Below are 22,998 nucleotides of genomic sequence, written 5' to 3'. Positions count from 1 at the left end.
GGCGGGCGTCCGGTCGATCAGCCTTTGACGGCGCCGATCAGAAGTCCCTTGCTGAAGTGCTTCTGGATGAACGGGTAGATGATCAGGATCGGGATGATGGACATGACCAGAATCGCCATCTGGATCGATGCCTGGGGTGGCAGCGACTCGGTCGACGCCGAGAGCTCGTCCGTACCGAGCGGAGTCTGGTTCACGACGAACGTTCGCAGTACCAGCTGCAGCGGCCACTTCTCCGGCGACGGCAGGTAGAGCAGGGCGGAGAAGAACGCATTCCAGTAGGCGACGGCGTAGAACAAGCCGACCACCGCGACGACGGCCTTCGAGAGCGGCAGGACGATGAAGGCGAGGATCCGCAGTTCACCGGCCCCGTCGAGCTTCGCCGACTCGGTGAGCTCACTGGGCAGCTCGAGGAAGAAGGACCGCATCACGATCACGTTGAAGGCGTTGACCAGCACCGGCAGGATCAACGCCGCCAGGTTGTCGATCAGGCCGAGTTGCTTGACGGTCAGGTACATCGGGATCATGCCCGGATTGAACAAGAGGGTGAACAGTGTCATCAGCAGGATGGGCTTGTGCAGCAGCGATCCCGGCCGCGACAGGGCGTACGCGAGCATGATGGTGCAGGCCAGCGACAGGACAGTGCCCACAACGGTGACCACGACCGACACGCTGAGGGCCCGCGTCACCACTCCCCCCGACAGAACGGCCCGGTACGCCGCGAGCGACGGCTCGCTGGTGAAGAGGACAAGTCCACCGCGCGCGCTGATGTCGCGTTGCGGCGCCAGACTCGTCATCACGACGGCGACGAACGGGACGATCACCGCGAGGCAGGCGACGGTCAGCACTGCGCCGCGCGCCGCGGTCACCCAGCGCGGTTGCCGTCCCATCCAGGCAGGCCGCTGGTCCGGCGCCGGCTGACGGTTGCGCCGGGCCCGGCGCTCAGCGGTGGTCTCCAGCAGGCCGGTCATTTCGAGTACACCCCCCGCTCCCCCATCGCGTGGGCGAGCCGGTTCGCCCCGAGGACGAGAACCACGCCGACGACGCCCTTCACCAAGCCGACCGCGGCCGAGACACCCCAGTTCCCGCCGATGATCCCGTTGTTGTAGACGTAGGTGTCGAGCACTTCGGAAGCCTGCGCGCCGACCGGCCCCTGCTGCAGGAGGATCTGCTCGAAACCGACCGTGAGGGAATCACCCAGCCGCAGGATCAGCAGCAGGACGATCACGGGCCGGATCGCGGGCAGCGTGACGTGCCACAGCTGCCGCAGCGGGCCGGCCCGGTCGATCGCTGCTGCCTCGTACAGGTTCAGGTCGACCTTGGAGAGCGCGGCCAGGAAGATGATGGTCGACCATCCGGTGTCCTTCCAGATCACCTGCGAGGTGATCAGCAGTTTGAACAACTCCGGTACGCCGATGATCTGGAAGGTTCCCAGGTCCGCGGAACGCAGCCACTCGTTCAGCATTCCGCCGTTGCCGAACATCTGCTGGAACAACGCCACGACGATGACCCAGGACAGGAAGTGCGGCAGGTAGAGGATCGACTGCGTCAGCCGCTTGGCGCGTTCGTTCAGCATCGAGTTGAGGACCAGGGCCAGCGCGATCGGCAACGGGAACACGAACAGGACCTGGACCATCGTGATGATCAGGGTGTTGACGAGCGCGTTCAGGAACTCCGGGTCACCGTTGAAGATGACCGAGAAGTTGCTCAGGCCAACGAAATCCGATCCGGTGATGCCGAGGAACGGCTGGTAGTCCTGGAAGGCGATCACGTTGCCCAGCAGTGGCAGGTAGTGGAACAGAACCAGGATGATCACGCCCGGTACCGCGAGCATGAGCAGCACCCGGTCCCGGTGCCAGCGGGTCGCGAGTTGCCCGCGGACGCGAGTCTCGCGGGCGGCAGGCGCAGCGGGATCCGCGCCGGCCCTCGGCCGCACCTTGATCCCCGACGACATCAGTGGATCCTGCTGCCGACCGCTGCGATGGCGGCCTCGACCATCCCCCGCACGCGCTCCTGCGCGCCGTCCCGCGCCTGCCGCGCGGCTTCGGCCGCGGCCGGCCTGTCGTCGACGATCTTCTGCAGGAGTTGCCCGGCCTCAGCTTCGGCCCCAGGTCCCAGCTCGACGAACGGCAGTCCGAGATCGTTGTACATCTCGCCCTTGATCGTGTCGGTCGGCTGCCGCAGGTAGACCGACGGAACACCTTCCGCCAACGCGATCAGAGGTGAGTGGCACTCCATGCTCACGACCGCGCCGGCCCGCCGGTACACCGCGGCCGCCTCGGTCAGGTCCCAGAACCGCGGCAGGATGTGAACCAGGCCGGCCACGTCGGCAGGGAAGGTCCCCGCGAACTCGGCCTCGGCGACTTCCATCGCGTAGCTCATCTCCGGCACGACGAGCGCCGGCTCGCCAGTGGCTCGCACCCAGCCGATCACGGTCTGCCGCAGAACGTCCAGGTCGGACTTCAGATAGCCCGCGTTGTAGGCCGTCCGGCGAACATCCTCGGCCCCGGGCGGGTGGTTGCGGATCTGGTGGTACGGCGTGAAACGCAGCCGCGGTACGACGCAGAGGAAGCGTCCGGGCTGCAACCCGTACTCCGCGAGGACCGCCTGGCCGTCGCTGTCGTCGACCACGTCGAACATCACGGTGGCGTCCGGACCGAACGCGATCGTGGGCGCCCTGAGGTTCTGGCCGGCCAGGAACCGCTCGGTCAACGAGTCCCGGCAGTAGACGAACGCGGCCGTGTCGAGCACCTCGCGCTCGAGCTCGCTGAGCAGGTCACCGTCGATCGCGCCGACCATCCTCGCCGCCCGGTCCAGCGTCGAGCCGTAGGGCCGGAGCGGATCTACTGTCACTCCGAAGATGCCCTGCGGCTTTCCTGTCCGCCGATGCCATTCGGCGACCTCCACCTGGGCAACGAGCGATGGCCCCGACCCGTGCACCAAAAGGTTGCCTTCAGCAAATAATCGTTCGAGCTCCGGGCTGAGCGGCTCGCCGGGCACGACCCGGTCCTCGACGATCTCGACGTCCGGAAAGTAGCGGCCGAGCAGCTTCCGTACGCCCTCGTCGATGCTGCGAGCCCACAGCGTCAGCTTCGCCTCCGGTGCGTAGCGCTGAAAGGCCCGGAGCGCGCCTGGCGTATGGGCGACGTCGCCGATGTTGACGGTTTGCCAGCCGGAGACGAGAACGACGTGAACCATGAGGAATTCCCTGTCCAGCCCATCTCGAGCACCGGTGGGCTTACGGTCGATTCGGAGCTACGCCGAGCATCATGCCGATGATTCACCGGTTAATCAAGATCTCGTGAGCCCGCGACCGCGGGATCACGGCAGATCGGCGCTCAGCCGGCGTACGGTGCTGTCGATCCTCGATCGATCAGTTTCGGTGCCGGCCTCGTCACCAGAGCCGACTGGACGCGGCGGCCGTCGATCATCCGGCGTAGTGTCGTGTAGGCACGCATTCCGGCTTGCTGCACAGGCATCCGGACCGTGCTCGGTGCCGGCCGCATGGCGTCGGCGATGGGCAGATCCTGGTACGCGACGATCGACAGATCGGCGGGAACCCGCAGGCCGAGATCGATGATCGCCGCGATCGCTCCCGGTGCCGCGACGATGTTGTCGATGATCAGCGCGGACGGCGGCCGGGCCGAGCCGAGGAGCTCGCGCGTCGCGGCCGCCAGGTCCGGCGGCTCGTAGCCGACCTGCTTGATCAACGACCGGTCGAAGCGCACCCCCGCTGCCCGCAACGCCGAGCGGTAGCCGTCGACCCGGGCGCGACTGGCGATCGGAAGGACGGGGCCGCCGACCAAGGCGATGCGGCGGTGTCCGAGACCCAGCAGGTGCGTCGTGGCCAGACCGATCCCGGCTGCGTCGTCGATCCACACCGACACGGAGTCGTCCGGTCGCGGGTTCTGCAGGATCACGTACGGGATCGACCGCTTGGTGAGTTCCTCAGCGGTCTCGTTCCCCCACTGGTTGGACCGCAACAACACCCCGTCGACCATGCCGGTGCCGACGATCCGGCTCATCAGGTGGCTGCCCGGCTCGATCCACAGTGCGTCGGCCAGCAACAGCACGTCACCGTGTTCCTCGGCGGCCGCATGCATGCCACGAATCGCCAGTTCGAAGACGGGGTTCGCAATCTTCGGCACCACCGCCGCGATCACTCCCGACCGGGACAGACTCAGCGACTTCGCGGCGTGGTTGACGCGATAGCCCGTGTCCTGGATCGCCTGCTCGACGCGCAGCCGGGTCGCCTCGCTCATCCGGACGTTGCCACGAGCCCCGGAGATCACCGCGGAAACCACGGCCGTGGACACCCCGGCCCGCTTCGCAACGTCCTTGATCGTGGTCATGCCGCCAGCGTATCCGCCCCCGCCCTGGACGCCGATCCACGGCGACGACGCCCAGGAAGGGGACACCGGGCCTCACCTGATCACATCGTCACCACCGGCGCTTTCGCTCGCAGGAGCGTGCGACCGTGAGGTTCTCGAACGTGCTCTCCGTGGATGAGTAGAGCCCGACGCCGCCGTTGCGAACAACGGTGTCACGAGCCTCCAGGATCCGGACACCGTTCAACGTCACGGTGATGCGGTCACCGTGGACCGACGCACCGAGCTCGACGGGACCTGTCAACGGGTTGCCGACGGACACCGTGCCCACTGTGACCGGACCGGACGCGTGAGCCTCGCGGACGATACTGGCGTACTGCGTTCTACTGCTCGTCTTGCCGAGGTGGATCCGGTACCCGTAGGAGTCCGAGGTGTCTCGCAGCGAGATGCCTGCGGTGCCGACGGATCCGTTGATCGTGACCGTGGTCTTCACGGCATAGTCACACGTCTCGGAGAAGCGTGACGGCAGCGTCGAGTCGGCCAGTACGTGCGCCCTGCCATCGGTCGGCGCGAGCTTCAACTTACCCGAGTTGACGGACGCCTTTCCTGCGATACCCCGCCAGTTGGCCTGGTCGAGCCCTTCCTTGATCGTGATGTTGTCGAAGGCCGCGGCCCGGCCGTGTGTGGATGCGGCGGCGCCACCGGTCGGCAACTGCGAGTCGTCTGCGGAGATCGACGTGTTGCCCACCCTGGCGAGCAGATGCTTCCCGACCGCGGAGACGGTCAACGTGTGCGCGCTGTCCGCGGTGATGGGCAGCTCCGTCTCCGCGAGAAGCGTGGACGTCGCGTTGTAAACCTTCACCAGCCGCAGCTTCGCGCCGCCCGGCGTACTGACGACATCGGCCCGGTAGTAGTTGCGGGAATCGTGGTAGCGGAACGCGAGACCGGTCGTTGCCGTCGTCTGGTTTCGCTTGCCCGGAACGATGTCGGCAGTCACGACCACGTCATCCGGCACGTCCTGCTGCACCGCCAACGACTGCGTGTCCGTACTCGAGGTCTGCACCAGCTGCGTGTCAGGCTGCGCGCCGCCCAGGGTCCAGGTGCCTTGCACCGGCGTCCAGCCGGCAAGGGAGCCGTTGAAGTCATAGACAGTGCGGTCCAGGCTCGCGTCGGTGAACTTTTCGTCGAGCAACGGCTTCGGAGCGAAGGCCGCCTTGGCAAAGACGGTAACGAGGTTGCCGGTGCGGATGAACGCGGTCGGGGTGCCGTTGATCGTCACCGCGCGTGCCTTCGGCGCGTTGATCGAAAGGATGCCGGTGAAGGGATCCCCGAGCGAGATCTGGGCGGTAGCGCCGCGCAGTTCCACACTGACATCGGACACAACTCCGGAGGCTTTGATGACGGTGTCCCCGTTGTCGACCAGCGACGATCCCTGGGTCAGCGCGTACCGCGTCAGCCCGCCGCCCTTGTCGGCACGCTCGAGGTAGGCGGTCTCGGCGTTGGTCCTGGCGGCCCCGAACTGCCTCGACGAGGGAGTCGCCTCGCGCGACAGGTAGAAGCGGCCGGTCGCGTTCGGCAGGTCGATTTCCATGGCGCTCGCTACTGAGTGATCCACCCCAGGCATAGCGATGCGCGACGCCTTCACCGAGGGCGCGGCGCCGGCCTTGCCCGGAACCACCACCGTGTCCACTCCGGTGGCGCCGGTCGCGGACCAGTCGTACGACAGGTAGTCGACGTCGGTGAGAACCTGCTCGCCCACGCGCACTGCGCCGTTCTTGTGGACAGTGGGCGTGAGTGCGGCGCCGGCCGGGGCCACCGGGACGAGCTGCACACCGGCAACCGGTGTGGCTCCGGGCACCGTGTCGAACCCGACCGTGGCGACCTTCGTCTTCGGGTCGACGGTGACCGGATCACCAGGGAAGTGCCAGAGCTGCCGGTAGTCGTGCGCGCCGGTGTCACCCGTGAGGTCGTCGGAGACGACCCAGAAGCCGGGCTTGACGAAGTAGACGACGCGATCGTGCGCGATCGGCCGGTAGGCCTCCGTCTTGCCTCGGTAGACATCGAGGCCCGCGTTCGAGCGCCACAGCGATGTCGTGCGGGGCAGGCCGGCGGGCTGCGGTTGTCCGTCGACCTCGACGGTGTTGTGCGCCTCGGTGGTGCGGCGCATCCAGTCGTTCGTCGGGGTATTGCTGTAGTCCCCCACTCCGGGGTCGACGATCAGCGGACGCCCGTACGCCGCCATCACCAGGCTGAGGTCGTCGGGATGCCGATGCGAGGCCGTATAGCTGGAGTTCTGGTTGTTGATCAGCATGTACCGGGCATCGGCGTCCCACCCGGACCGCTGGACCGCATAGCTGATCGGGAACACCGTGGACGACAGCGTCGGGACGGTCCCCTCGGTGCGCCCGGAGGCGACCCAGGTGAAGTCGGACCAGGAGTTACGCTCGCCGGTCCTGCGAATCGCGCTCTCGCCCGCGTCCGCGTTCGGAGAATCACCGACGGGCGCTGTCTCGAGATTCGGCTGACGGGTCGCGAACAGCGCATCCGCGATCCAATCCGCCGACTGAACAATCCCGTCGGGAAGGGAACGCCGGTTGGCATCCGCAACGTCGATCATCGTGTTGGCCATGTCCGCCACGTAGGCCTGATAGTTGAATGCCGGCTCGCGGTACACACCGTCGCCTTTCAGGTGCGCGCGCAGGAACCGCTCGAACGAGCGCACCGCGAACGGCTCCCAGCCGAAGGACGCCTTGAACTCGGGCAGATAGACCGCCGAGACGTAGATCGCGCGGGCCATCGAGACATACCAGTTGTTTCCGACATGGATCTGCAGCACCGTCGCGAGGCGGTCCGTCGTCGCGTGCACCCCGGACAGGTACGCCACGAGGTCGTCCGCGTCGATGCTCGGCTCCGTCCGGAACACGGAGAACGCGCTGACCAGCTGGGTCAGCCGCTTGCCGCCCGACAGGTTGCGGTTCTGCGGCCAGCTCGGATTGTCGGAAAAGAAGTCCAGGGAGATGTCCATCCACGCCGCCGCGTACGCCGCACGCTTCTGCGGGTCGCTCTCCTTAAGATAAGCGCTCGTCAGCGTCGACATGAACGTGAAGTCACTCATCAGAACCTGTGCGCTCCCCGGGATGGTCTGCGTCCCGCCCCAGAGGTCCGCCCAGTCCACGTCGATCCGCTGCGCGGCATCGTCGTAGAAGTCACGGGTCACGGTGCCGAACCGGAAGATCCCCGCCGCCAGTTCGTCGGCGGTCGCGTCGCCGCCTCCTGCCCCGCCCACACGCGGGTACTCGATGCCTGTGCGGCCCGCGTAGTAGGCCTTGAGCTCGGCTGCGGCGCCCGCCTCATCGCCGGCGGCAAGCTCCGCCGCCACGCGGGCGAGCCCGGGACGCGTCAGGTCGAGCAGCTCACCGAGATCCGACATGCCGGTCGTGGCGGCCCGCGCCGGCGACAGACCCGCCGCCATCAGAGCCACCGCGACTGTCGTCGCAGCCCACGCACGGGCACGGCGGCGAGCGCTCCGCCGAAGAAGTCTTGGTTGCATCCCATCTCCTCATGACTCGTAAGAGTGTTCGCTGGGAAGTCGCCGCTTAGGTGACGTAACGTTAATTCACCGTAGACTTGGTTGAGACGTTACGTCAACGGTTCGAGGAGGCAACCAAGCGTGGCAACGCAAAGCGACATCGCCCGCACAGCAGGAGTATCGGTCGCGGTGGTGTCGGCCGTGATCAACGGCACGACCCACACCCGGATGAGCGAGTCCACCCGCGCCCGAGTCATCCAGGCGATGGAGGAGCTCGACTACCAGCCCAACCAAGCGGCCCGGTCCCTGCGGCTCAACCGCACCGGCATGATCGCGCTGATCCTCCACAAGCTCGACAACCCCGTCTACACCCACCTGCTGCGCGGCGTTTACTCAGCCGCGGCCGAGCACGGCGGGACAGTCCTGCTTGGCGACGCCGAGACGATGCGCTCAGGCAGCCAGTTCCTCACCCGGCTGCTCAGCCACGGCACCGTCGACGGCATCCTGATCCGGGGCGACCGGCTGTTCGACGACGACGTGATGGCCGAGCTTCGCTCCCATCCCAAGCCGATCCTCACCCTGGACTACGCCCAGGACCAGCCTTGGGTCGGCATCGACGACTGCCGCGCGGGCGAGATCGCGACCCGATTCCTGCTCAACCTGCGCCATCGCCGAATCGTGTTCATCGGTGGGGCGACCGGGCACGCGTTCCAGCAGCGCTACCTCGGGTACGAGCAGGAGATGCAGCAGGCCGGGCTGGAACCGGCGCCGCACCTCGCCACCGGCTTCGGTGAGCAGGCCGGCGCCGAAGGCCTGCGACAGGCGCTGCAACTGCCGACCGCACCAACCGCGGTCGTGGTGAACAACATCATGAGCGCCGTCGGCGTCCTGGCCGCCGCCCGAGACCTCGGCATCGCCGTACCCGACCAGCTGTCTGTTGTCGGCATCCACGACGTCGGCCTGATGGAACACCTACGTCCAGCCGTGACCGCAGTCCGGATGCCCATGTACGAGCTCGGCCAGGCCGGCGTCCACGCCCTGTACAACCTGATGGCGGAACGCCCCTACACCAGCGGCATCATCACCGACCCCGAGCCGGAGCTCGTCATCCGCGACTCGGCAACGGCCCTAGCCAACACCTGACCAGCCACCAGCGACCGCTTCCACCGCGAGCGCGCCCAGCTGATCGCAACGTCAAACCGATCGGTGATGCGCGGGTGTCACTAATTGACGATACGTTACGTCACCGCGACGCCTGACGGAAATGGTTCCGTCGCGCCGCGCGGAGTTCTGCCGCGGTCTAGGCAATCGGTGGGCAACCTGCCGTTAGGTGTTGCCGTAAGCGGGCGCGGCCTCGACGGTGAGGCGGTCATCTCCACCGCCCAGGAGGAAACGCCATGAAACACGTTCTGACCGGCGGGCTAGTCGCCGCGCTGATCCTCACACCTGCCGCCGCGGCGGCCTCACCTCAGCCGACGCCGACCGATGCGAAGCCCGCAGCGCACAGCTACCAGACTCAGCGCGCAACTGTCTCCGTCGAACGTAAGGCTGCTGCGGAGGCCGCCGCCGCCTTCGACACGATGGCCGGCACCCGGCCTGTACTACGGGTGCCGTTCCGATGCGGAGAGAACTGGTCCGGCGCCAGCCGCAGCGGCCACGACCCGTCGTACTGGTCGCTCGACTTCAACTGGGGTGCCGGCGACGCCGACCTCGGCAAGCCGGTGAAGACCAGCAAGGCGGGAACGGTGGTCCGATCCGCGTTCGACGCCGGCGGGTACGGCAACTACATCGAGATCGCGCACGGCGAGGGCTGGCACACGCTCTACGCGCACCTGCAGAGCCGGGCCGTCGGAGTCGGGGCCCGGGTCAGTGACAGCACGCAGATCGGCCGGGTCGGCGGCACCGGGAACGTCACCGGGCCGCACCTGCACTACGAGCAGATCCGCGACGGCGTGGTGGTCCAGGCCCGCTTCGGCCAGTCAACCTGGGCGCAGTACCCCGGCCCAGCGACGTACACCCGCACCGCCGACTGCTGATCACCGCACCAAGCTCCCGGGAGGCGTTGACGCATCGTATCGATGTTCTGCGCCTCCCTAACCCACCCCGGTTGAGTGGGGTGAGTTGTGCGAGCGGACCTTCGGCAACGTACCGACCCAGATCTGCTCCGAGGAACACCCCACGCCACACAACCGACGACGTACCACCAGCACGGCGGTCGTTCACGCCAGCCGAGCTGCAGCACTTGTTCGACCTCACGACTTCGACCCGTAGACGATCAGGTCGTTGCCCCCGGCACTCTTCAGGGCACGAACCCCGGCCACGACGTCGCCGCCGACGACCGCCGTGTTGGCCCACGCCGCCTCAGCGATGGTCGACGAGAACACGTACTTCGGCATCCGGTTGACGTAGTCGGCGTACTGCCCGGTCCCCTGCGGCCACTGGCGCGAGAAGATCTCGTACGTACCGCGCCCCATCAGCAGCCCGTCACTCCGCTTCAACGCAGCCAGCGATTCCGGCGCACTGGCGGGCCCGAAATACGGCCCAGCCCAAGCCATCGGTCAGTTGTTGCACTTGTAGAGGACTGCTGTCATCCAGCCTGTGGTGTTTTCGTAGCCGCCGGCTGTCCAGGGGGTGTTGCGGTTGAAGCTGTGGGTCAGCAGGGTGCCTTCGGGGAAGGTGAACCTGGTGCCGTCACTTCTGACCAGGATCGACGGGTAGTGGTCGATGAAGTCGTCACCGGCGGTCACTGCGTCACCGGAGCTGTTGACGTCGGCGACGGCGTCCTCGATTTCCGCGACGAGAGAGCCGCGGGTGTTCCAGACGAAGCCGGTGGAGTTGATCGCGTGACCCACCTGACCACCGATCCGGGTGCCCTCGACGTCGCGGGCATAGACGTTGTCCTGGTTGCGGGGTCCCCTGAGCCGCGTCGGCCTGCTGTTCCAGGACTCCCACACGTAGCTGGTGAAGTCCGACGTGCCGGGCCGCTTGGCCTGACCGATGATCCGGCCCTCGTCGGAGATGTCTTCGACGGAGAATGCCCGCGATCCCGTGGGCGTGGGCAGCCCTCGCGGTTGTCCGCCGGCCGGCCAGACGAAAGCGTGAGAGCTTTCGAGCTTGTCGTCGTCCCAGGCGCGGCCGATGATGTCCTGGCGGGCGTTCATCCCGACGAGCCCGTGGATCAACATCCCAGCGGGCACCTGCAGGAGCCGGTACGAGTCGGTCTTGACCGAGTAGACCCAGTAGTCGGTACCGGCCAGGTTGCCACTGCTGCCGAGAACGAAGCCATCCTTGACCACGGCGTAGCCGTAGGACGAGCTGTCAGGCTTCGACTCGAGCCATCGCGGTACGCCGTCCACCCAGAGCACCGCTTGGGCAGTGTGACGCCCTTGCCGCGGGGCGGCGCCGAGCACGTACCGGCCGGACGGATCCGCGCTGATGACGTGGCTGGAGCCGGTCTCGGTGTCGGCCGGCAGTGGGAGAACGGTCTTGGTGCAGTCGCTCAGCTCCGCAGCCACGGACTGCGTGACGGGAACTCCTGTCGCGAGAAGTGCGGTGGTGGCGCAGAGCGCGGCCAACTGTCGAATCATGTGAGCCCCCCAGACGAAATGACAACGACTCCACAGCGTGCCATCCCGTCGGCGCACCAGACCGCCCTTTCGATGAAGGTTGCAGCTTGCTGCAACTAGCAATGCCGGCAGGATCCAGCCAGCAGGACTGGCCGGACACCCCTGACGCGAAAGTTCAACCGAGCTCGGGCCGTTCACACCACCCGGACCTGTGTGCTTCACTGTCGCACGATCACGCCTCGACGAGGAGGTTCGAGAATGGTGCGCAAGGGCATAGGTCGCGCTGCTGCCATCGCGGCGGCGAGTGTTGTATTGATCGTCGTTCCCGGGGCAGCGCATCTTCCCCGTGCTCACGCTGATGCCGGCAGCTACTTCGATGATTGCCCATACGACTGGCTTCACTGTGGAACCGGTGCACAGGTCGACCTCACTGCTGACCAAGTTCGCGCACGCACTGACTTTTGTCTGTGGGACAACAACGACGGCAGTCATCCGAACGCTGCAGTGTGCATCAAGCGGGACGGAGACGTCGTCTTCGTGCGGGACACCGACAGCGACGGCAGATCAGCACTCGGGCAGATCGGCTTCACTGTCGCCAACATCTATGTCTGCAGGAACGCGCACGGTTTCGGGACCTGGGCGCGATGTGACTTCCAGTGGCCGGAGGACAATGCTCGCCTTCGCACGCTGGACTGCGATTTCGACAATGCGCCGATCAGTTTCGGGTCGTCCGAATGCACCAGGTCGGAGCGCTACATCGAATTCGTGGGGTAACACGGAACCGCCTGCGTTCACGAGCCTCTTCACGACGGCTGATCTGGCGCCCGCGAAGCCGGAGTTCGATGCGAGCGGGGCCTATTTGGCGGCGAACTTGACCTGGAAGATCGCGACGATGTCGGATCTCGATCAGGTGATCGTGCGGCGAAATGCCGTCAGTACGGTGCCGACGTTGACGACCGGGACGCTGGTGTATGCCGGTACTGGATCCGCGGTGAAGAACAAGGGGCTGGCGCAGGGTGTGACCTACACGTACGCCGCGTGGGCGAAGGACCGGAGCGGACAGGTCAGCCCGGTGGCCTCGACCCAGCTGTTGGGGATGAAGTCAGGAATCAGGACGAGTTCGACACTGATCAACTCCGGTGGGTCGATCACGCTGAAGGGCAGTACGCTGCGGATCGACAACAAGGCGTACGCCGGCCTGCCGGTCAATGTCTATGTCCGTCCGAGAAATCTCTCCAAGTTCACCTTGCTCGCAGCGCTGAAGACCTCGTCGACCGGGACGTTGTCGTTGGTCCACAAGCCGACCGTCTCATCCGTGTACATGCTGACCTTCCCAGGCAACGGTGACCTGATGGGGACGCGAACGCCGGACATCAACGTCCAGGTGGCGCCGACGATTTCGGCGGTGCTGTCGCCTGCGTCTATCCGGCTGGGCCAGACCACATCGTTCAGCGGATACGTTGCTCCGGCGCACGCGGGGCAATCGGTCTACCTGCAGCAGTACGGGAACAAGGTCTGGAAGTCGATCGCATCGGTGAAGCTCAGCACGACGGGGAAGTATGCGTTCGGCATCAAGCCCGCCTTGCGCGGTCAGATCGCCTACCGGGTCTGGTTTCCGGGTGACGCCGACCATGCCCAGGCGCTAACCGTGAACAAGATCCTTACCGTCAGCTGACAGAAACCACGGGACAGCGCCTCGGCCACTCCTGGCCGGGGCGCGGGCTGTAATCCGGCGCAGGACTAGCCTGCTGGGATGAGACAGCTCATCTTCCAGGAGTACGTCACGCTCGACGGGTACGCCGCCGGGCCGAACGACGAGCTCGACTTCTTCGACACGATCGCGGACCAGGCGGACGATGACGATCTCGGGTTCCTGGACACCGTCGACACGATGGTGCTCGGCGCGCGGACGTACCGGCTGTTCGTCGATTATTGGCCGACGGCAACGGATGTGATCGCGCCCAAGCTCAACCGGATGCGCAAGGTCGTCGCGTCCACGACCCTGGACAGCGCGCCCTGGGGCGAGTGGGAGGCCGGCGAGATCGTCACCGACGCCGTGAAGGCGGTCGGGGAGCTCAAGCGCGAGGACGGCAAGGAGATCGCACTGTGGGGCAGCATCACGCTGTTCCACACCTTGCTGACCGCCGGGCTGGTCGACGAGGTGCAGCTCCGTGTCTGTCCGCTGATACTGGGCGCAGGAAAGAGCGTGTTTCCCACGGGCGTCCGGCCGGTATCGCTTGAGCTAATCGAGGCCAAGCCGTGGGCGACCGGTGGCGTACTGCTCCGCTACAAGCCGGCTGCTAGCTGATGGCGTTCGCCAGGGCCTTCAAGATCGGCGCAGCCCGGAAGCACCGCGGAAACGGCCTGGGAGGCGCTGCGGAGCGCCAAACAGTGGGCTGCCGCTCACCACCGGTGGATCGAGGCGGTCGACGGTGCCCGGCGTGCGATCGCGTTCTGGCGGTCAGCAGTCGAAGCGCGAGCCTCCATGGAGAGCGACGAGAACCTGGCCGCGTTCCGCGACGGCGGTAAGGACGGATTACCGGAGGATCACCTGGTCCCGGTCTGCGACGTCGACCAGGTGACGCTCGTCGCGGCCGACTTGGAGGAGACCACCGCGACCGCCTCGCGCTGACGCGGGTGACCCTCAGCGCCGTAGGTGACGCGTGAGCGGCGAGGTCGAGCCCGCGGAGTACGGCGAGCTGCTCGCGCGGCTCAAGAACGAGGTCCGGGCACCGCAGCTGCGTGCGCACCGCACGGTCAACACCGATCTGCTCGAGCTGTACTGGACGATCGGTGGACCGGCAGACGGGTGAGGGCTGGGGAACCCGAGTGATCCGCCGCCTCGCCGACGATCTGCGGGCCGAGTTCCCCCAGATGCGTGGGCTGTCCGGACGCAACCTGCAGTACATGGCAACAGCCGCCCGGGCGTGGCCAGGCCCAATTGCGCAACAGGCTGTTGCGCAGTTGCCGTGGGGGCACGTCACCGTCCTGCTGGATCGGCTGGACGACCAGGCCGAGCGGGACTGGTACGCCGGCGCGGCCGTCGAGAACGGCGGGTCGCGCAACGTGCTGCTCAACCAGATCAAGAGCCAGCTGCGGCGGGAAGGCGCCGCACCGTCGAACTTCCCAGCCCGGCTCACGCCCGAAGACTCCGATCTCGCCCAGGAGCTCACCCGCGACCCCTACGTGTTCGACTTCCTCGATATCACCGCCGCCAGCACGGAACGAGACCTTCTGGGCAGCGGGTTCTATCGTTGAGGGATGGAGTTGCTGGCTTGTGGGCATGTGGCGAACGAGGGGTCGTTCCGGATGTGTCTTCACCTGGCAGTGGACGAGCCCGAGGACGTGGCCCGGCTGTACACCGGGCGCGCTGGGGACTACCACCTGCTGTGCGAGCCCTGCGCCAAGCTCGACGATCCGACGTCACAGCTGGCAGTGGTGTGTCAAGGGTGTACCGCCCGGGCCGACGATGAGCCGATCGTCTATGTCACCGGGCAGCCCGAGGTGCGGCATCGTGATCGGCCGGTGGGTGGGAGTTTCCAGGAACAACCGGCCGAGCTGCGTCCGGTCAATCACCGCTGTCTGGCGCCGCTGGGCGACGGCTGGCTGGTCTACACCGGCAAGTACCTGGTGAGGCCGGGGGCGGAGTCGTACAGGCTCAAACTGCCGAAGGGCCACGAGAAGGACAACGCCCACGGCACCCCGGGTCCGACCCTCCACACGTCTCCTGACGGCCGGTTCGCCGCAGTCGCCTGGGACCACGGACGGTACGGCGCGGTGGTCGATCTCGCCGCCGGTGGACGGGTGACTCTGCGGCTCGACCGGGGCAGCTACCGCAACTACACGACGCCGTTTCCCTTCGCGTTCCTGTCCGACGGCAGTTTGATCGCCGCAACGGAGTGGAATCGCCTGGACCGGTTCGAAGCGGCGACTGGCGCCCTGCTGACGCCGCGAGACACCGAATGGCGCAAGGGCGAGGAGCGACCGGAGCACTACCTCGACTACTTCCACGGCCGGCTGACCGTGAACCCGGCCGCTACCTGGCTGGTGGACGACGGCTGGGTCTGGGCGCCTTCCGGCATTCCCCTTCTCGTCGACTTGGCCGCCTGGCGGGCAGGCGAGACGTACGCCGCCGAGCAGGGTCGCCGCCTCGCGCTCCGCTCCTACGCCTGGAACCAGCCCGTGGCCTGGGTGACCGACCGCACGGTCGCCATCCAGCGGATCGGTGACGACGACATCGCCATGGTCGACGGTGTCCGGCTGTACGACGCGCCGAGCGGCGAGCCGATCAACACCGTCTTCGGCCCGAAGGGACGGATGTGGGCGATCGACGGACGGCTCGCGGTCGCCGCGGACGCCGGACTGGAGTTCTGGGATCTGATCGAGGGGGCGCGCGTCGGCGTGCTTCCAGGCTTCCGTCCGACTGCCTACAACCCGCGATCCCGGACCTTCGCCACGTTGGAGAACTCGGTCTTACGGACGTTTCGAGTGGCGCTCGATCCGATCTAGCTGTGCCGGCAGGATCTCGTAGGCACGAAACGCCGCCGGATGCGGAGCCCTGGTTAGAGTCGTGCAATGAGCGATACCGCTGGCACACACCCGCAGGGCTTGGAAGGCACGGCTCATGCTCAGATCGTCGCCCTCGCCGAAGAGTGGGCGACCGCGATGGTCTCCAACAACGCCGCCCGGATCGCCAGTTTCATGGACGACGAGTGGGTGATCGTCTCCGAGTCGGGCATCTCGTCCAAGGAGCAGTTCCTCTCGGTCGTCGCGTCTGGAGAGCTGACCCACTCGGCCATGGAACGCGTCAGCGAGGCCAGGATTCGGGCTTACGGCGATACGGCGGTCTATACGGCCAGGGTGACGAACACGGCCCACCACCTGGGTCGGCAGTTCGACGCCGACGAATGGACGACCGATGTATTCGTGAAGCGGGATGGCCGCTGGCTCTGCGTGCTCAGCCACATCACGACAGCAGCCCCGGCCTGAGCAACCGCTCGTGGTGCCCGGACGATCTGGAGCAGGTGCGCCTCGAAGGTCGCGCCCTCCCCTTCGAGGGCATCGCTTCGGCTGAACTGACAGAGACTCGCTCATCCTGCGGCTCACGCCGGTGGCAGCTGCGCCCCGCCACACCCAACAGCCACGTCCGAGCCGCCGGCGTCGTCACCCACCGGCAACGCCCCGCGACCGCCTCCGGCGTCACCTTCATCAACCTCGAAGACGAAACCGGCTTCGTCAACGTCATCGTGTCCCCCGGCTGCTTTATCCGGAGTAAGAGAATCATCACCTCAAGCGCAGCGCTGATCATCCGCGGCGGTTTAGAACGCTCCCAAGGCGTCACGAACCTCGTTGCAGACAAGATCGAGCGTTTGCCGATCGCAATGCGGTCAGCGTCGCGGGATTGGCGATGAGGAGTGATGACGACGAAGTGACGGTGCCCTGCCATCCGAGGCTGCAGGAGATGTCCACCCCGCGGGCGCTCGAGACCGGTGAGATCGCGGGGTGGTCCACGAGTTCCGGCGTGCGGCGGCGCCGGCCATCGCGGCTGGGTTCGGCGGCGTCGAGTTGCACGGCGCCAACGGCCACCGATCCACCAGTTCGCCCCCAGCAACGCCAACCAGCGCAGCGACGGCTACGGCGGCACGATCGCCAACCGCATCCGCTTCGCCGTCGAGGTCGCCATTGCGGTGGCCGACGAGATCGGCGCCGACCGCACCGGGCTACGACTCTCACCCGCCAATCCTTACAACGACATCACCGAGAACGACACCCACGACCTGTACCCGGCCCGGATCGACGCCCTGACCCCGCTCAACCTCGCCTACCTACACCTGATCCACGCGGGCGACGAGGGACTGCGCAAGCTCCGTGCCGGTTGGGCGACGGCGCTGCTGCTCAACCGGGCTGGCCAAACCCCCTCGACCGCCTGGCCGCCGACCTCGACGCGGGCCTGGCCGATGTGGTCGCCGTCGACGCGACGGCCCTTGCCAACCCGGATCTCCCGGTCCGCCAGCGAGCCGGCGTACCGCTGAACGAGCCCGACACGACTACTTCTACGGCGGCGACCACAGCGGCCACACCGACTACCCGGTCCTCGCCACCGTGGGACACTGAATCATGCCCGAGCTCCTCATCGGCCCCGCCGACAAGACCGTCACCATCACCGTCCAGCAACGCACCTGGAAGACCCCCGCGGACACCTTCCGGGTCCTGGTCCCCATCGACCTGCCCACTGTCTTCCGCCCGGTGGCGCCATTCCCCGGCGTCACGGGCGTCGCGAACCAGACCGAATCCTGGGACCACGTCGGCGCACGACGAAACCCTCAGTTCGACGACGGATCCCAGGCCGACGAGCAACTCACCGAGTACACCGACGGGCACAGCTTCGCCTACCAGTTGACGAACTTCACCAACGTCCTGTCTCGCCTCGCGGCCGGAATCCGCGGCGAGTTCAACGTCAACCCCGATGGGCCTGGCACCCTCATCCGCTGGACCTACGAGTTCAAGCCGCTCCCCGGCCGCCGATGGATTCTCGCCGGCCCCTTCACCCCGCTGTGGCGCCGGTACATGATCACCGCCCTCGGCCGATGCGTCGACGTCATCGAAGCAGAAGGCGAATCACCGATGGGCATCACCACCCCGACGGTGTCAGAGCAGTCCTGACCCCACCGTTCACCTCCCGCTGTACACCCTCGGACCTCCTGCAGCTGCATGGCTTCGACGGAGTGCTCTGAGAGATCAGTCAACACCGTAGACGCCGAGCAATTCAGAGGCCCGAGCCGCGTTGGAAACGGACAGCGCGAGAATCGCCCGATCGCGGTTCGATCCCAGTCAGGTGAACAGTTTGCGCCATTGCCCATCGGGCATCGCTCGTGGCTGACTCTTCGCGATCCTCGGGTTGTAGAGAAGGCGTCCCTCGGCCCGGAAGGGCTCAAGGGGGTTGTGGTGCTCGTTTGGGCGATCGCCACCGCCGCGAAGTCCCTCAAGAACGTCCGAATCGGCTGCACCGGGCGACGTCGGGATCAACCACAAGCCACCGAGCTACCCAGTCGGCCGCATCCCAACCACCGCGACCGACGAACCATGACCAGAAGCTGGTCAAAATTCAGTTGCCGCCAGCTGATCAACATTCAGCTGCCGTTGACAGCTGTAGCACCACTTTTCCTGAGTTCCTTCCCCCTCCTGGCGTCTTCATCATGACCCGACGAGCCTGGTCCGCAAGCCTCTCCGGCCCAGGCACGTGTTCTACGCTGCGCTCCGTCCACGCGCGCCTCCAACGCTTGCAGCCCAGTCACTTACGGGCCCGGATTCCGCTTGCTAGGAGGGGGCGGAAAACAGTCGGCCACACCAAGGCTGACGGCCCCGTCACCTGGCAGGAACCAGGAGTCTGCCATGACCATCGAGCGCCTCACGCCCACCGCTGACGAAACCACCCTGTGCAACCGGGGCCTCCGCGGACTAGCGGCGATGCTATCTCCTTGTCGTGGGTCTCGTCTGACCACTCGATCAGTCGCTCGTCCATGCGGCTGCCGACGTGCTAAGGGTGCGACGTTCCCACCGCAGCCCGGCACGCGAGGGCGTTCATCGTCACTCAATGGCGCCTCGTCCAGCACCGCGGTGGGACTTACCCGGCCTGGCCGTCGCGCAGACACGCGCGGACGATCGCGACGGGCAGACCGTGCCTGGTGCCGATCAGGTGGTTACCCGAAAGACGATCAGCTGGGTGAAGTCGCGACCGTCGAGCTGGTACGCGTAGCATCCGGGTCCACTCACGTAGGTCAATGACGGCCAGTCCCGGGGTGTGTCGCCGACATCGAAAAGGACCGCTTCGCCGCGTGAGGCTCCGGCCTCGTAGAGGAGGCGGACACGACCGCGGCCGGCGCCGTCGATGCGGGCGACTCGTACGACGACCGGCCCGCGATAGCCGGTCGTCGTACTGGCCCAGACAACCTTCATTCCGTAGAGCCCATCCTGGCCGGCGGGTTCGCCGTCCAACCGCAATGTGGCATCTTCACCCAGGTAGAAGGTGATCGGGTAGAGCGGTCCGGGACCCGGTCCACGCGCGTCGGCGGGTTGTGCGACCGGCGCATGATTCTGGGCAGGTGTGACCGGGCACCTCTCACCGCGTGCCACCGCGGGAACGGTCATGGGGCGGGCCAGAAGGCCGCGAACGTCGTCGCTCGCATCCGCCGTGCCGGGCACGGCTGACATCGATGGTGACAGGGTCGGGGCAGCTGACGGCTCCCCGGTGCATCCAGCGATCCCGGCACAGGCCAGCAGCGCAGCCACACATCGCACGGCCATGCCCCAGCGCACCCCAACGGTCCCCACGGCCACGTCTACTCCTCGCCCAAACCGAAACCCACATGAGTACTACGCGTACTACACCGCGAGGCTGCCGAAGGTTCCGTAGCAGTCGCGCCGGGGCGATGGGCCGCGCGACCGTGGTGGTGGATGAACAGGTGCGCCTGCAGCCGGATGGCAAGGTCTAGCGTCGCATGAGCGTGGCCAGTTTCGCCTCGGCGATGGCCAGCAACGGCCCCAACGCCTGCACCTCGCTCCCAGCTCCTCGGCCAGCCGTGCCTGCGGCAGACCTTCGTCCCGTAGCCGCAGGGCCAGCGCGTTGGCTGCGGAGGTTTCGTCCGACATCGCTTGTTGGCGAGTTCTGACACCGCCGGGCACGTGTCGGTGCCGCGGATGTTGGTTTGCGTCGACACCGCTTCCGCGCCCGACGGGTGTCAGGTTGTCCGCTGCTTTGTGGCTTGGGCCGGACGGTAGGAGTCGGTGCCGGTCTCGAGGATGGTGCCGCCGAAGGTGAGTCGGTCGACGATGGCTGCGCATAGCCGGGGGTCGGTGAAGGTCTTGGTCCAGCCGCCGAAGGACTCATTGGACGCGATCGCGACCGAGGCCTTCTCCTCACGCTCGGTGAGGACCTGGAAGAGGAGTTCCGCGCCGCGGCGGTCGAGTTGCATGTAGCCGAGTTCGTCGATGCACATCAGGTCGACGCGGCCGTAGCGGGCGATGGTCTTCGCCAGCGTCATCTCGTCGGCGGCCTCGACGAGCTCGTTGGCAAGCTGGGTCGCCAGGGTGTACTTGACCCGGTAGCCGGCCATGGCGGCCTCGGTGCCGAGTGCGATCAGCAGATGGGACTTGCCGGTGCCGGAGTCCCCGATCAGACACAGCGGCTGTCCCTTCTGGACCCATTCGCATTTGGCGAGGGTGTGGATCACGGCGGGGTTGGCGTCGAAGTCGAAGGCCCGCAGGGACTTCTCGCGGGGGAACTTGGCGGCCTTGATCCGGCGTTCGGACCGGCGTCGGGCGCGATCGTCGCACTCGGCAAGCAATAGTTCGGCGAGGAACCCGCGGTAAGACATCTGCTCACGCCCTGCCCGGTCGGCGTGGTCGGTGAAGGAGTTGCGGATGGTGGGCATTCGCAGCATCCGGCACGCTTGGTCGATCGCGGCGTCGGCTGCTTCTTCGGTCATTCCACGGCGCTTGGTGGTCACGGTGCGGCTCCTTCGTTCGGGGTGTCACGTCGGCTGGCCAACAGTTGGTCGTACTTCTCCACGCTCGGCAGCGGCCGAGTGTCGGCCGGGATGTGGGCGCGGAGCCGACGCTCGGTCAGCGATCGCACGGCAGGGATCTCGCCTTCTCCGCGTGCCCTGTCGCCGCTCATCAGGGACTGGTGGTCCGCTGTCGTGTCGTCGGCTCCGCCATCTGCTGTGTCGTTGTACTTGCGCGCTTCCAACGCGACAGCGTCCGCGGTGAGCGCGCCTGCACGCAGCGCCGTCGCGAGTCCGGCGACGACGTGGTCGTGTGGAAGGTGCCGGTGCAGCATCAGGACCTCAATGAGGGCACGGGTGCCGTCGGCGTCACCGTGGGCCTTGCAGGCCGCGGCCCACCAGGCGTCGTGAACGGGCGTGAACCGCCCGGATGCCCTGGCCTGCTCCAGCGCTTTCGCACCGGATAGCGCGCCCGGTTTGCGGAGGAGTACCTCGAGATAGTGGTCCAGGTCGACCCGGGTCGAGCCCTTGGTCATGAGCCGTTCGTGGCGGGCGATCTCGGTCCTGCCGTCGAACACGACCAGGTCGCTGGCGTTCAGGAGCACCCGGGCTTGACGGCCGAACATGCGCGCGGGCACGGAGTACTTGTTCATCCGGACCGCGACCTGGGCGTACCGGTCCACGCGCGGGGTGAACCAGCGGCCGGTCTCGAACGGCTCGGTCGGAAGGGGCGCGAGGAGTGGCTGTTCGGTGGCGAAGTGTTCCCCGACCGTGCGGGCGCGGGACCCGATCCGCCGGGCATCGTCGGCTTCGTCCCAGGCGTCGACCATAGCGTTGAGCTCGTCTAGGGAGTCGACCTCGGGGATAGGGACGAGGTGGTTGCGTCGGAACCAGCCGATCTGCCCCTCGACGCCGCCCTTCTCGTGCGCACCTTGGATTCCGGGCTGGCAATAGAAGGCTTCGATGCCGTAGTGGGAACGGACGGCGGTCCACCTGTCGGCCTCGACCCGCTGGCGGGAGAACCCGATCACGCTCGCGACGGCGGCCTTGAGGTTGTCGTAGCGGATCTTCCCGGTCGGCACCCCGCCGAGCACGTTGAAGGCGTGGACGTGACCCTCGAAGAAGGCTTCCTGCCCAGCCGAGGCACTGACCCCTGTGCACGGCCTTGCCCGAATAGGAGAGCCGAAGCCTGAACAGGGCGCAGGTTACGAGCTCGCCGCGCAGGCAGATGGCGACGTCGCCGAAGTCAACCTCGGCCTCGCGGCCCGGGAGGTGCTCTTGCGCGATGAACGCGTTGGCAGGTTCCCGTCCGACCTCGACGCGAATCTCACGGCGTCGGGTGGCGACGTACTCGCGGACCATCCAGTACGACACCACCCCGGCCCCCGTCATGTTCGTCAAGCAGTCGATCGAAGATCCGCTTCGCCGTGTGTCGCTGCTTCCGCGGCGCGTCGAGGTCCGAGCGCAGCCAGTCGTCGATCACCACTCGGTACGCGTCAAGCCGTGAGGCGCGTTTGGGCGGTTGCTTTCTCTCCTTCGGCCATGCAGATTCCAGCCCCGCTGTCACGGTTCGGAAGCCGACGCCGTGCTTGCGCTGCAGCGCGCGGTTGGACATCCCAGATCGGGCATCCCGTCGGATCGCCGCGTACAGGTCGACCCGGGAACGCGGCTGCGTCATCGGTGGCACTCCTGACGTGAGCACGCCGTGGGCACGACTTTCGGCACCGGGCCACCGCGCTGGAACGGTGACGCATGCGACCACAGCCCGGAATCACTGGCCGTACCGAGGTGCCTGGTCATGTGCTGCGCAGGGGTTCCGTGGGCGGTACTGAGGCGGCCCGGAGTGCGGGGTACGACCGACGACGGAGCCGATGAGCAGCGAGTAGGCCAGGTCGAGTTCCACTGAAGCCCAGGTCAGTACGACGGCCCGGCCTTGCGTGGTGACGAGCACGCCCAGGATCAGGCCTGTGATGCCGCGGACGACATCAACCTCGACACCACCTGTCCGCCCCGTGTCCCTGGCGCGACGAAGATCTGCTTGCGCGGTGCCTGATCGGTCTTCCCGCAACACCTCG

Annotated in this window: 24 protein-coding genes, 1 tRNA gene and 2 pseudogenes; 14 read left to right on the top strand and 13 right to left on the bottom strand. The window is 66.8% G+C overall.

Going from position 1 to position 22,998, the window contains the following annotated elements; translation table 11 throughout:
• Positions 1-17 precede the first annotated feature (17 nt).
• From ACQPYM_RS05880 to ACQPYM_RS05860, 5 genes are all read right to left on the bottom strand, one after another.
• Positions 18-968: a carbohydrate ABC transporter permease gene (locus tag ACQPYM_RS05880; protein ID WP_433015981.1), complete on the bottom strand. Its 951-nt coding sequence runs from the start codon at positions 966-968 to the stop codon at positions 18-20.
• Positions 965-1,951, bottom strand: a complete 987-nt coding sequence (locus tag ACQPYM_RS05875; RefSeq protein WP_433015978.1) for an ABC transporter permease — start codon at positions 1,949-1,951, stop codon at positions 965-967. The genes ACQPYM_RS05880 and ACQPYM_RS05875 overlap by 4 nt, the downstream gene beginning before the upstream one ends.
• Complete coding sequence (locus ACQPYM_RS05870) at positions 1,951-3,195, bottom strand: polysaccharide pyruvyl transferase family protein (RefSeq protein ID WP_433015975.1); 1,245 nt, start codon at positions 3,193-3,195, stop codon at positions 1,951-1,953. The genes ACQPYM_RS05875 and ACQPYM_RS05870 overlap by 1 nt, the downstream gene beginning before the upstream one ends.
• A 140-nt stretch (positions 3,196-3,335) precedes the next feature.
• The gene (locus tag ACQPYM_RS05865; RefSeq protein ID WP_433015972.1) at positions 3,336-4,349 is read right to left on the bottom strand and encodes a LacI family DNA-binding transcriptional regulator; all 1,014 of its coding nucleotides are present in this window, start codon (positions 4,347-4,349) and stop codon (positions 3,336-3,338) included.
• A gap of 88 nt (positions 4,350-4,437) precedes the next feature.
• Positions 4,438-7,797 (bottom strand): alginate lyase family protein, encoded by a 3,360-nt coding sequence (locus tag ACQPYM_RS05860; protein ID WP_433015969.1) that lies wholly within the window; start codon positions 7,795-7,797, stop codon positions 4,438-4,440.
• 198 nt (positions 7,798-7,995) lie between these two features.
• Between ACQPYM_RS05860 and ACQPYM_RS05855 the strand changes: the two are divergent.
• A pseudogene (locus tag ACQPYM_RS05855) lies at positions 7,996-8,085 on the top strand (hypothetical protein); the annotation flags it as partial.
• A gap of 219 nt (positions 8,086-8,304) precedes the next feature.
• Here ACQPYM_RS05855 and ACQPYM_RS05850 read toward each other — a convergent pair.
• Positions 8,305-8,628, bottom strand: coding sequence for a hypothetical protein (locus tag ACQPYM_RS05850; RefSeq protein ID WP_433015966.1), 324 nt, complete (start codon positions 8,626-8,628; stop codon positions 8,305-8,307).
• Positions 8,597-8,691 (bottom strand) — tRNA-OTHER (locus ACQPYM_RS05845). Before ACQPYM_RS05845 ends, ACQPYM_RS05850 begins: the two co-directional genes overlap by 32 nt.
• A 33-nt stretch (positions 8,692-8,724) precedes the next feature.
• On the opposite strand from ACQPYM_RS05845, the gene ACQPYM_RS05840 reads away from it, so the two are divergent.
• On the top strand, positions 8,725-8,997 hold the full coding sequence (locus ACQPYM_RS05840) for a substrate-binding domain-containing protein (protein ID WP_433015963.1): 273 nt from the start codon (positions 8,725-8,727) through the stop codon (positions 8,995-8,997).
• A gap of 254 nt (positions 8,998-9,251) precedes the next feature.
• Positions 9,252-9,890 (top strand): M23 family metallopeptidase, encoded by a 639-nt coding sequence (locus ACQPYM_RS05835; protein ID WP_433015960.1) that lies wholly within the window; start codon positions 9,252-9,254, stop codon positions 9,888-9,890.
• A 216-nt stretch (positions 9,891-10,106) separates the two neighbouring features.
• Here the strand turns inward: ACQPYM_RS05835 and ACQPYM_RS05830 are convergent, their stop codons facing one another.
• Positions 10,107-10,409, bottom strand: a complete 303-nt coding sequence (locus ACQPYM_RS05830; RefSeq protein ID WP_433015957.1) for a dihydrofolate reductase family protein — start codon at positions 10,407-10,409, stop codon at positions 10,107-10,109.
• A gap of 3 nt (positions 10,410-10,412) precedes the next feature.
• Complete coding sequence (locus ACQPYM_RS05825; protein ID WP_433015954.1) at positions 10,413-11,441, bottom strand: hypothetical protein; 1,029 nt, start codon at positions 11,439-11,441, stop codon at positions 10,413-10,415.
• Between the two features lie 237 nt (positions 11,442-11,678).
• On the opposite strand from ACQPYM_RS05825, the gene ACQPYM_RS05820 reads away from it, so the two are divergent.
• The 11 genes from ACQPYM_RS05820 (at position 11,679) to ACQPYM_RS05770 (ending at position 18,083) form a co-directional block, all read left to right on the top strand.
• Entirely contained in the window at positions 11,679-12,194 is a 516-nt protein-coding gene (locus ACQPYM_RS05820) for a hypothetical protein (protein WP_433015951.1), read from the top strand.
• 118 nt (positions 12,195-12,312) lie between these two features.
• A complete protein-coding gene (locus ACQPYM_RS05815; RefSeq protein WP_433015948.1) occupies positions 12,313-13,095 on the top strand; it encodes a hypothetical protein in 783 nt (260 codons plus the stop codon).
• A 78-nt stretch (positions 13,096-13,173) separates the two neighbouring features.
• Positions 13,174-13,728: a dihydrofolate reductase family protein gene (locus tag ACQPYM_RS05810; protein ID WP_433015945.1), complete on the top strand. Its 555-nt coding sequence runs from the start codon at positions 13,174-13,176 to the stop codon at positions 13,726-13,728.
• 177 nt (positions 13,729-13,905) lie between these two features.
• The gene (locus tag ACQPYM_RS05805) at positions 13,906-14,052 is read left to right on the top strand and encodes a hypothetical protein (RefSeq protein ID WP_433015942.1); all 147 of its coding nucleotides are present in this window, start codon (positions 13,906-13,908) and stop codon (positions 14,050-14,052) included.
• A gap of 31 nt (positions 14,053-14,083) precedes the next feature.
• Positions 14,084-14,233: a hypothetical protein gene (locus ACQPYM_RS05800; protein ID WP_433015939.1), complete on the top strand. Its 150-nt coding sequence runs from the start codon at positions 14,084-14,086 to the stop codon at positions 14,231-14,233.
• Complete coding sequence (locus ACQPYM_RS05795; protein ID WP_433015936.1) at positions 14,214-14,678, top strand: DUF1016 N-terminal domain-containing protein; 465 nt, start codon at positions 14,214-14,216, stop codon at positions 14,676-14,678. Before ACQPYM_RS05800 ends, ACQPYM_RS05795 begins: the two co-directional genes overlap by 20 nt.
• A 3-nt stretch (positions 14,679-14,681) precedes the next feature.
• Positions 14,682-15,929 (top strand): hypothetical protein, encoded by a 1,248-nt coding sequence (locus tag ACQPYM_RS05790; RefSeq protein ID WP_433015933.1) that lies wholly within the window; start codon positions 14,682-14,684, stop codon positions 15,927-15,929.
• Positions 15,930-15,995: 66 nt separating this feature from the next.
• Positions 15,996-16,409, top strand: coding sequence for a nuclear transport factor 2 family protein (locus tag ACQPYM_RS05785; RefSeq protein ID WP_433015930.1), 414 nt, complete (start codon positions 15,996-15,998; stop codon positions 16,407-16,409).
• A gap of 35 nt (positions 16,410-16,444) precedes the next feature.
• Positions 16,445-16,831, top strand: a complete 387-nt coding sequence (locus tag ACQPYM_RS05780; RefSeq protein ID WP_433015927.1) for an OB-fold nucleic acid binding domain-containing protein — start codon at positions 16,445-16,447, stop codon at positions 16,829-16,831.
• Between the two features lie 78 nt (positions 16,832-16,909).
• A complete protein-coding gene (locus ACQPYM_RS05775; RefSeq protein ID WP_433015924.1) occupies positions 16,910-17,452 on the top strand; it encodes a hypothetical protein in 543 nt (180 codons plus the stop codon).
• 85 nt (positions 17,453-17,537) lie between these two features.
• The gene (locus ACQPYM_RS05770; RefSeq protein WP_433015921.1) at positions 17,538-18,083 is read left to right on the top strand and encodes an SRPBCC family protein; all 546 of its coding nucleotides are present in this window, start codon (positions 17,538-17,540) and stop codon (positions 18,081-18,083) included.
• Between the two features lie 1,029 nt (positions 18,084-19,112).
• Here ACQPYM_RS05770 and ACQPYM_RS05765 read toward each other — a convergent pair.
• The 4 genes and pseudogenes from ACQPYM_RS05765 to ACQPYM_RS05750 form a co-directional block, all read right to left on the bottom strand.
• Positions 19,113-19,631 carry a hypothetical protein gene (locus ACQPYM_RS05765; RefSeq protein WP_433015918.1) on the bottom strand — a complete coding sequence of 173 codons (519 nt, stop codon included), beginning with the start codon at positions 19,629-19,631 and terminating at the stop codon, positions 19,113-19,115.
• A 527-nt stretch (positions 19,632-20,158) separates the two neighbouring features.
• Positions 20,159-20,926: an IS21-like element helper ATPase IstB gene (gene istB / locus ACQPYM_RS05760; RefSeq protein WP_433015915.1), complete on the bottom strand. Its 768-nt coding sequence runs from the start codon at positions 20,924-20,926 to the stop codon at positions 20,159-20,161.
• Positions 20,923-22,601, bottom strand: a pseudogene (istA, locus tag ACQPYM_RS05755) (IS21 family transposase). The gene istB and the pseudogene istA overlap by 4 nt, the downstream one beginning before the upstream one ends.
• 93 nt (positions 22,602-22,694) lie before the next feature.
• Complete coding sequence (locus ACQPYM_RS05750; protein ID WP_433015912.1) at positions 22,695-22,994, bottom strand: hypothetical protein; 300 nt, start codon at positions 22,992-22,994, stop codon at positions 22,695-22,697.
• Positions 22,995-22,998: the final 4 nt, after the last annotated feature.

The organism is Kribbella sp. CA-294648, assembly GCF_050943845.1.
In the GTDB taxonomy this organism is placed as follows: Bacteria; Actinomycetota; Actinomycetes; order Propionibacteriales; family Kribbellaceae; genus Kribbella.
The sequence above is the reverse complement of the archived record's forward strand: the minus strand, read 5'-3'. Positions and strand labels throughout refer to the sequence as shown.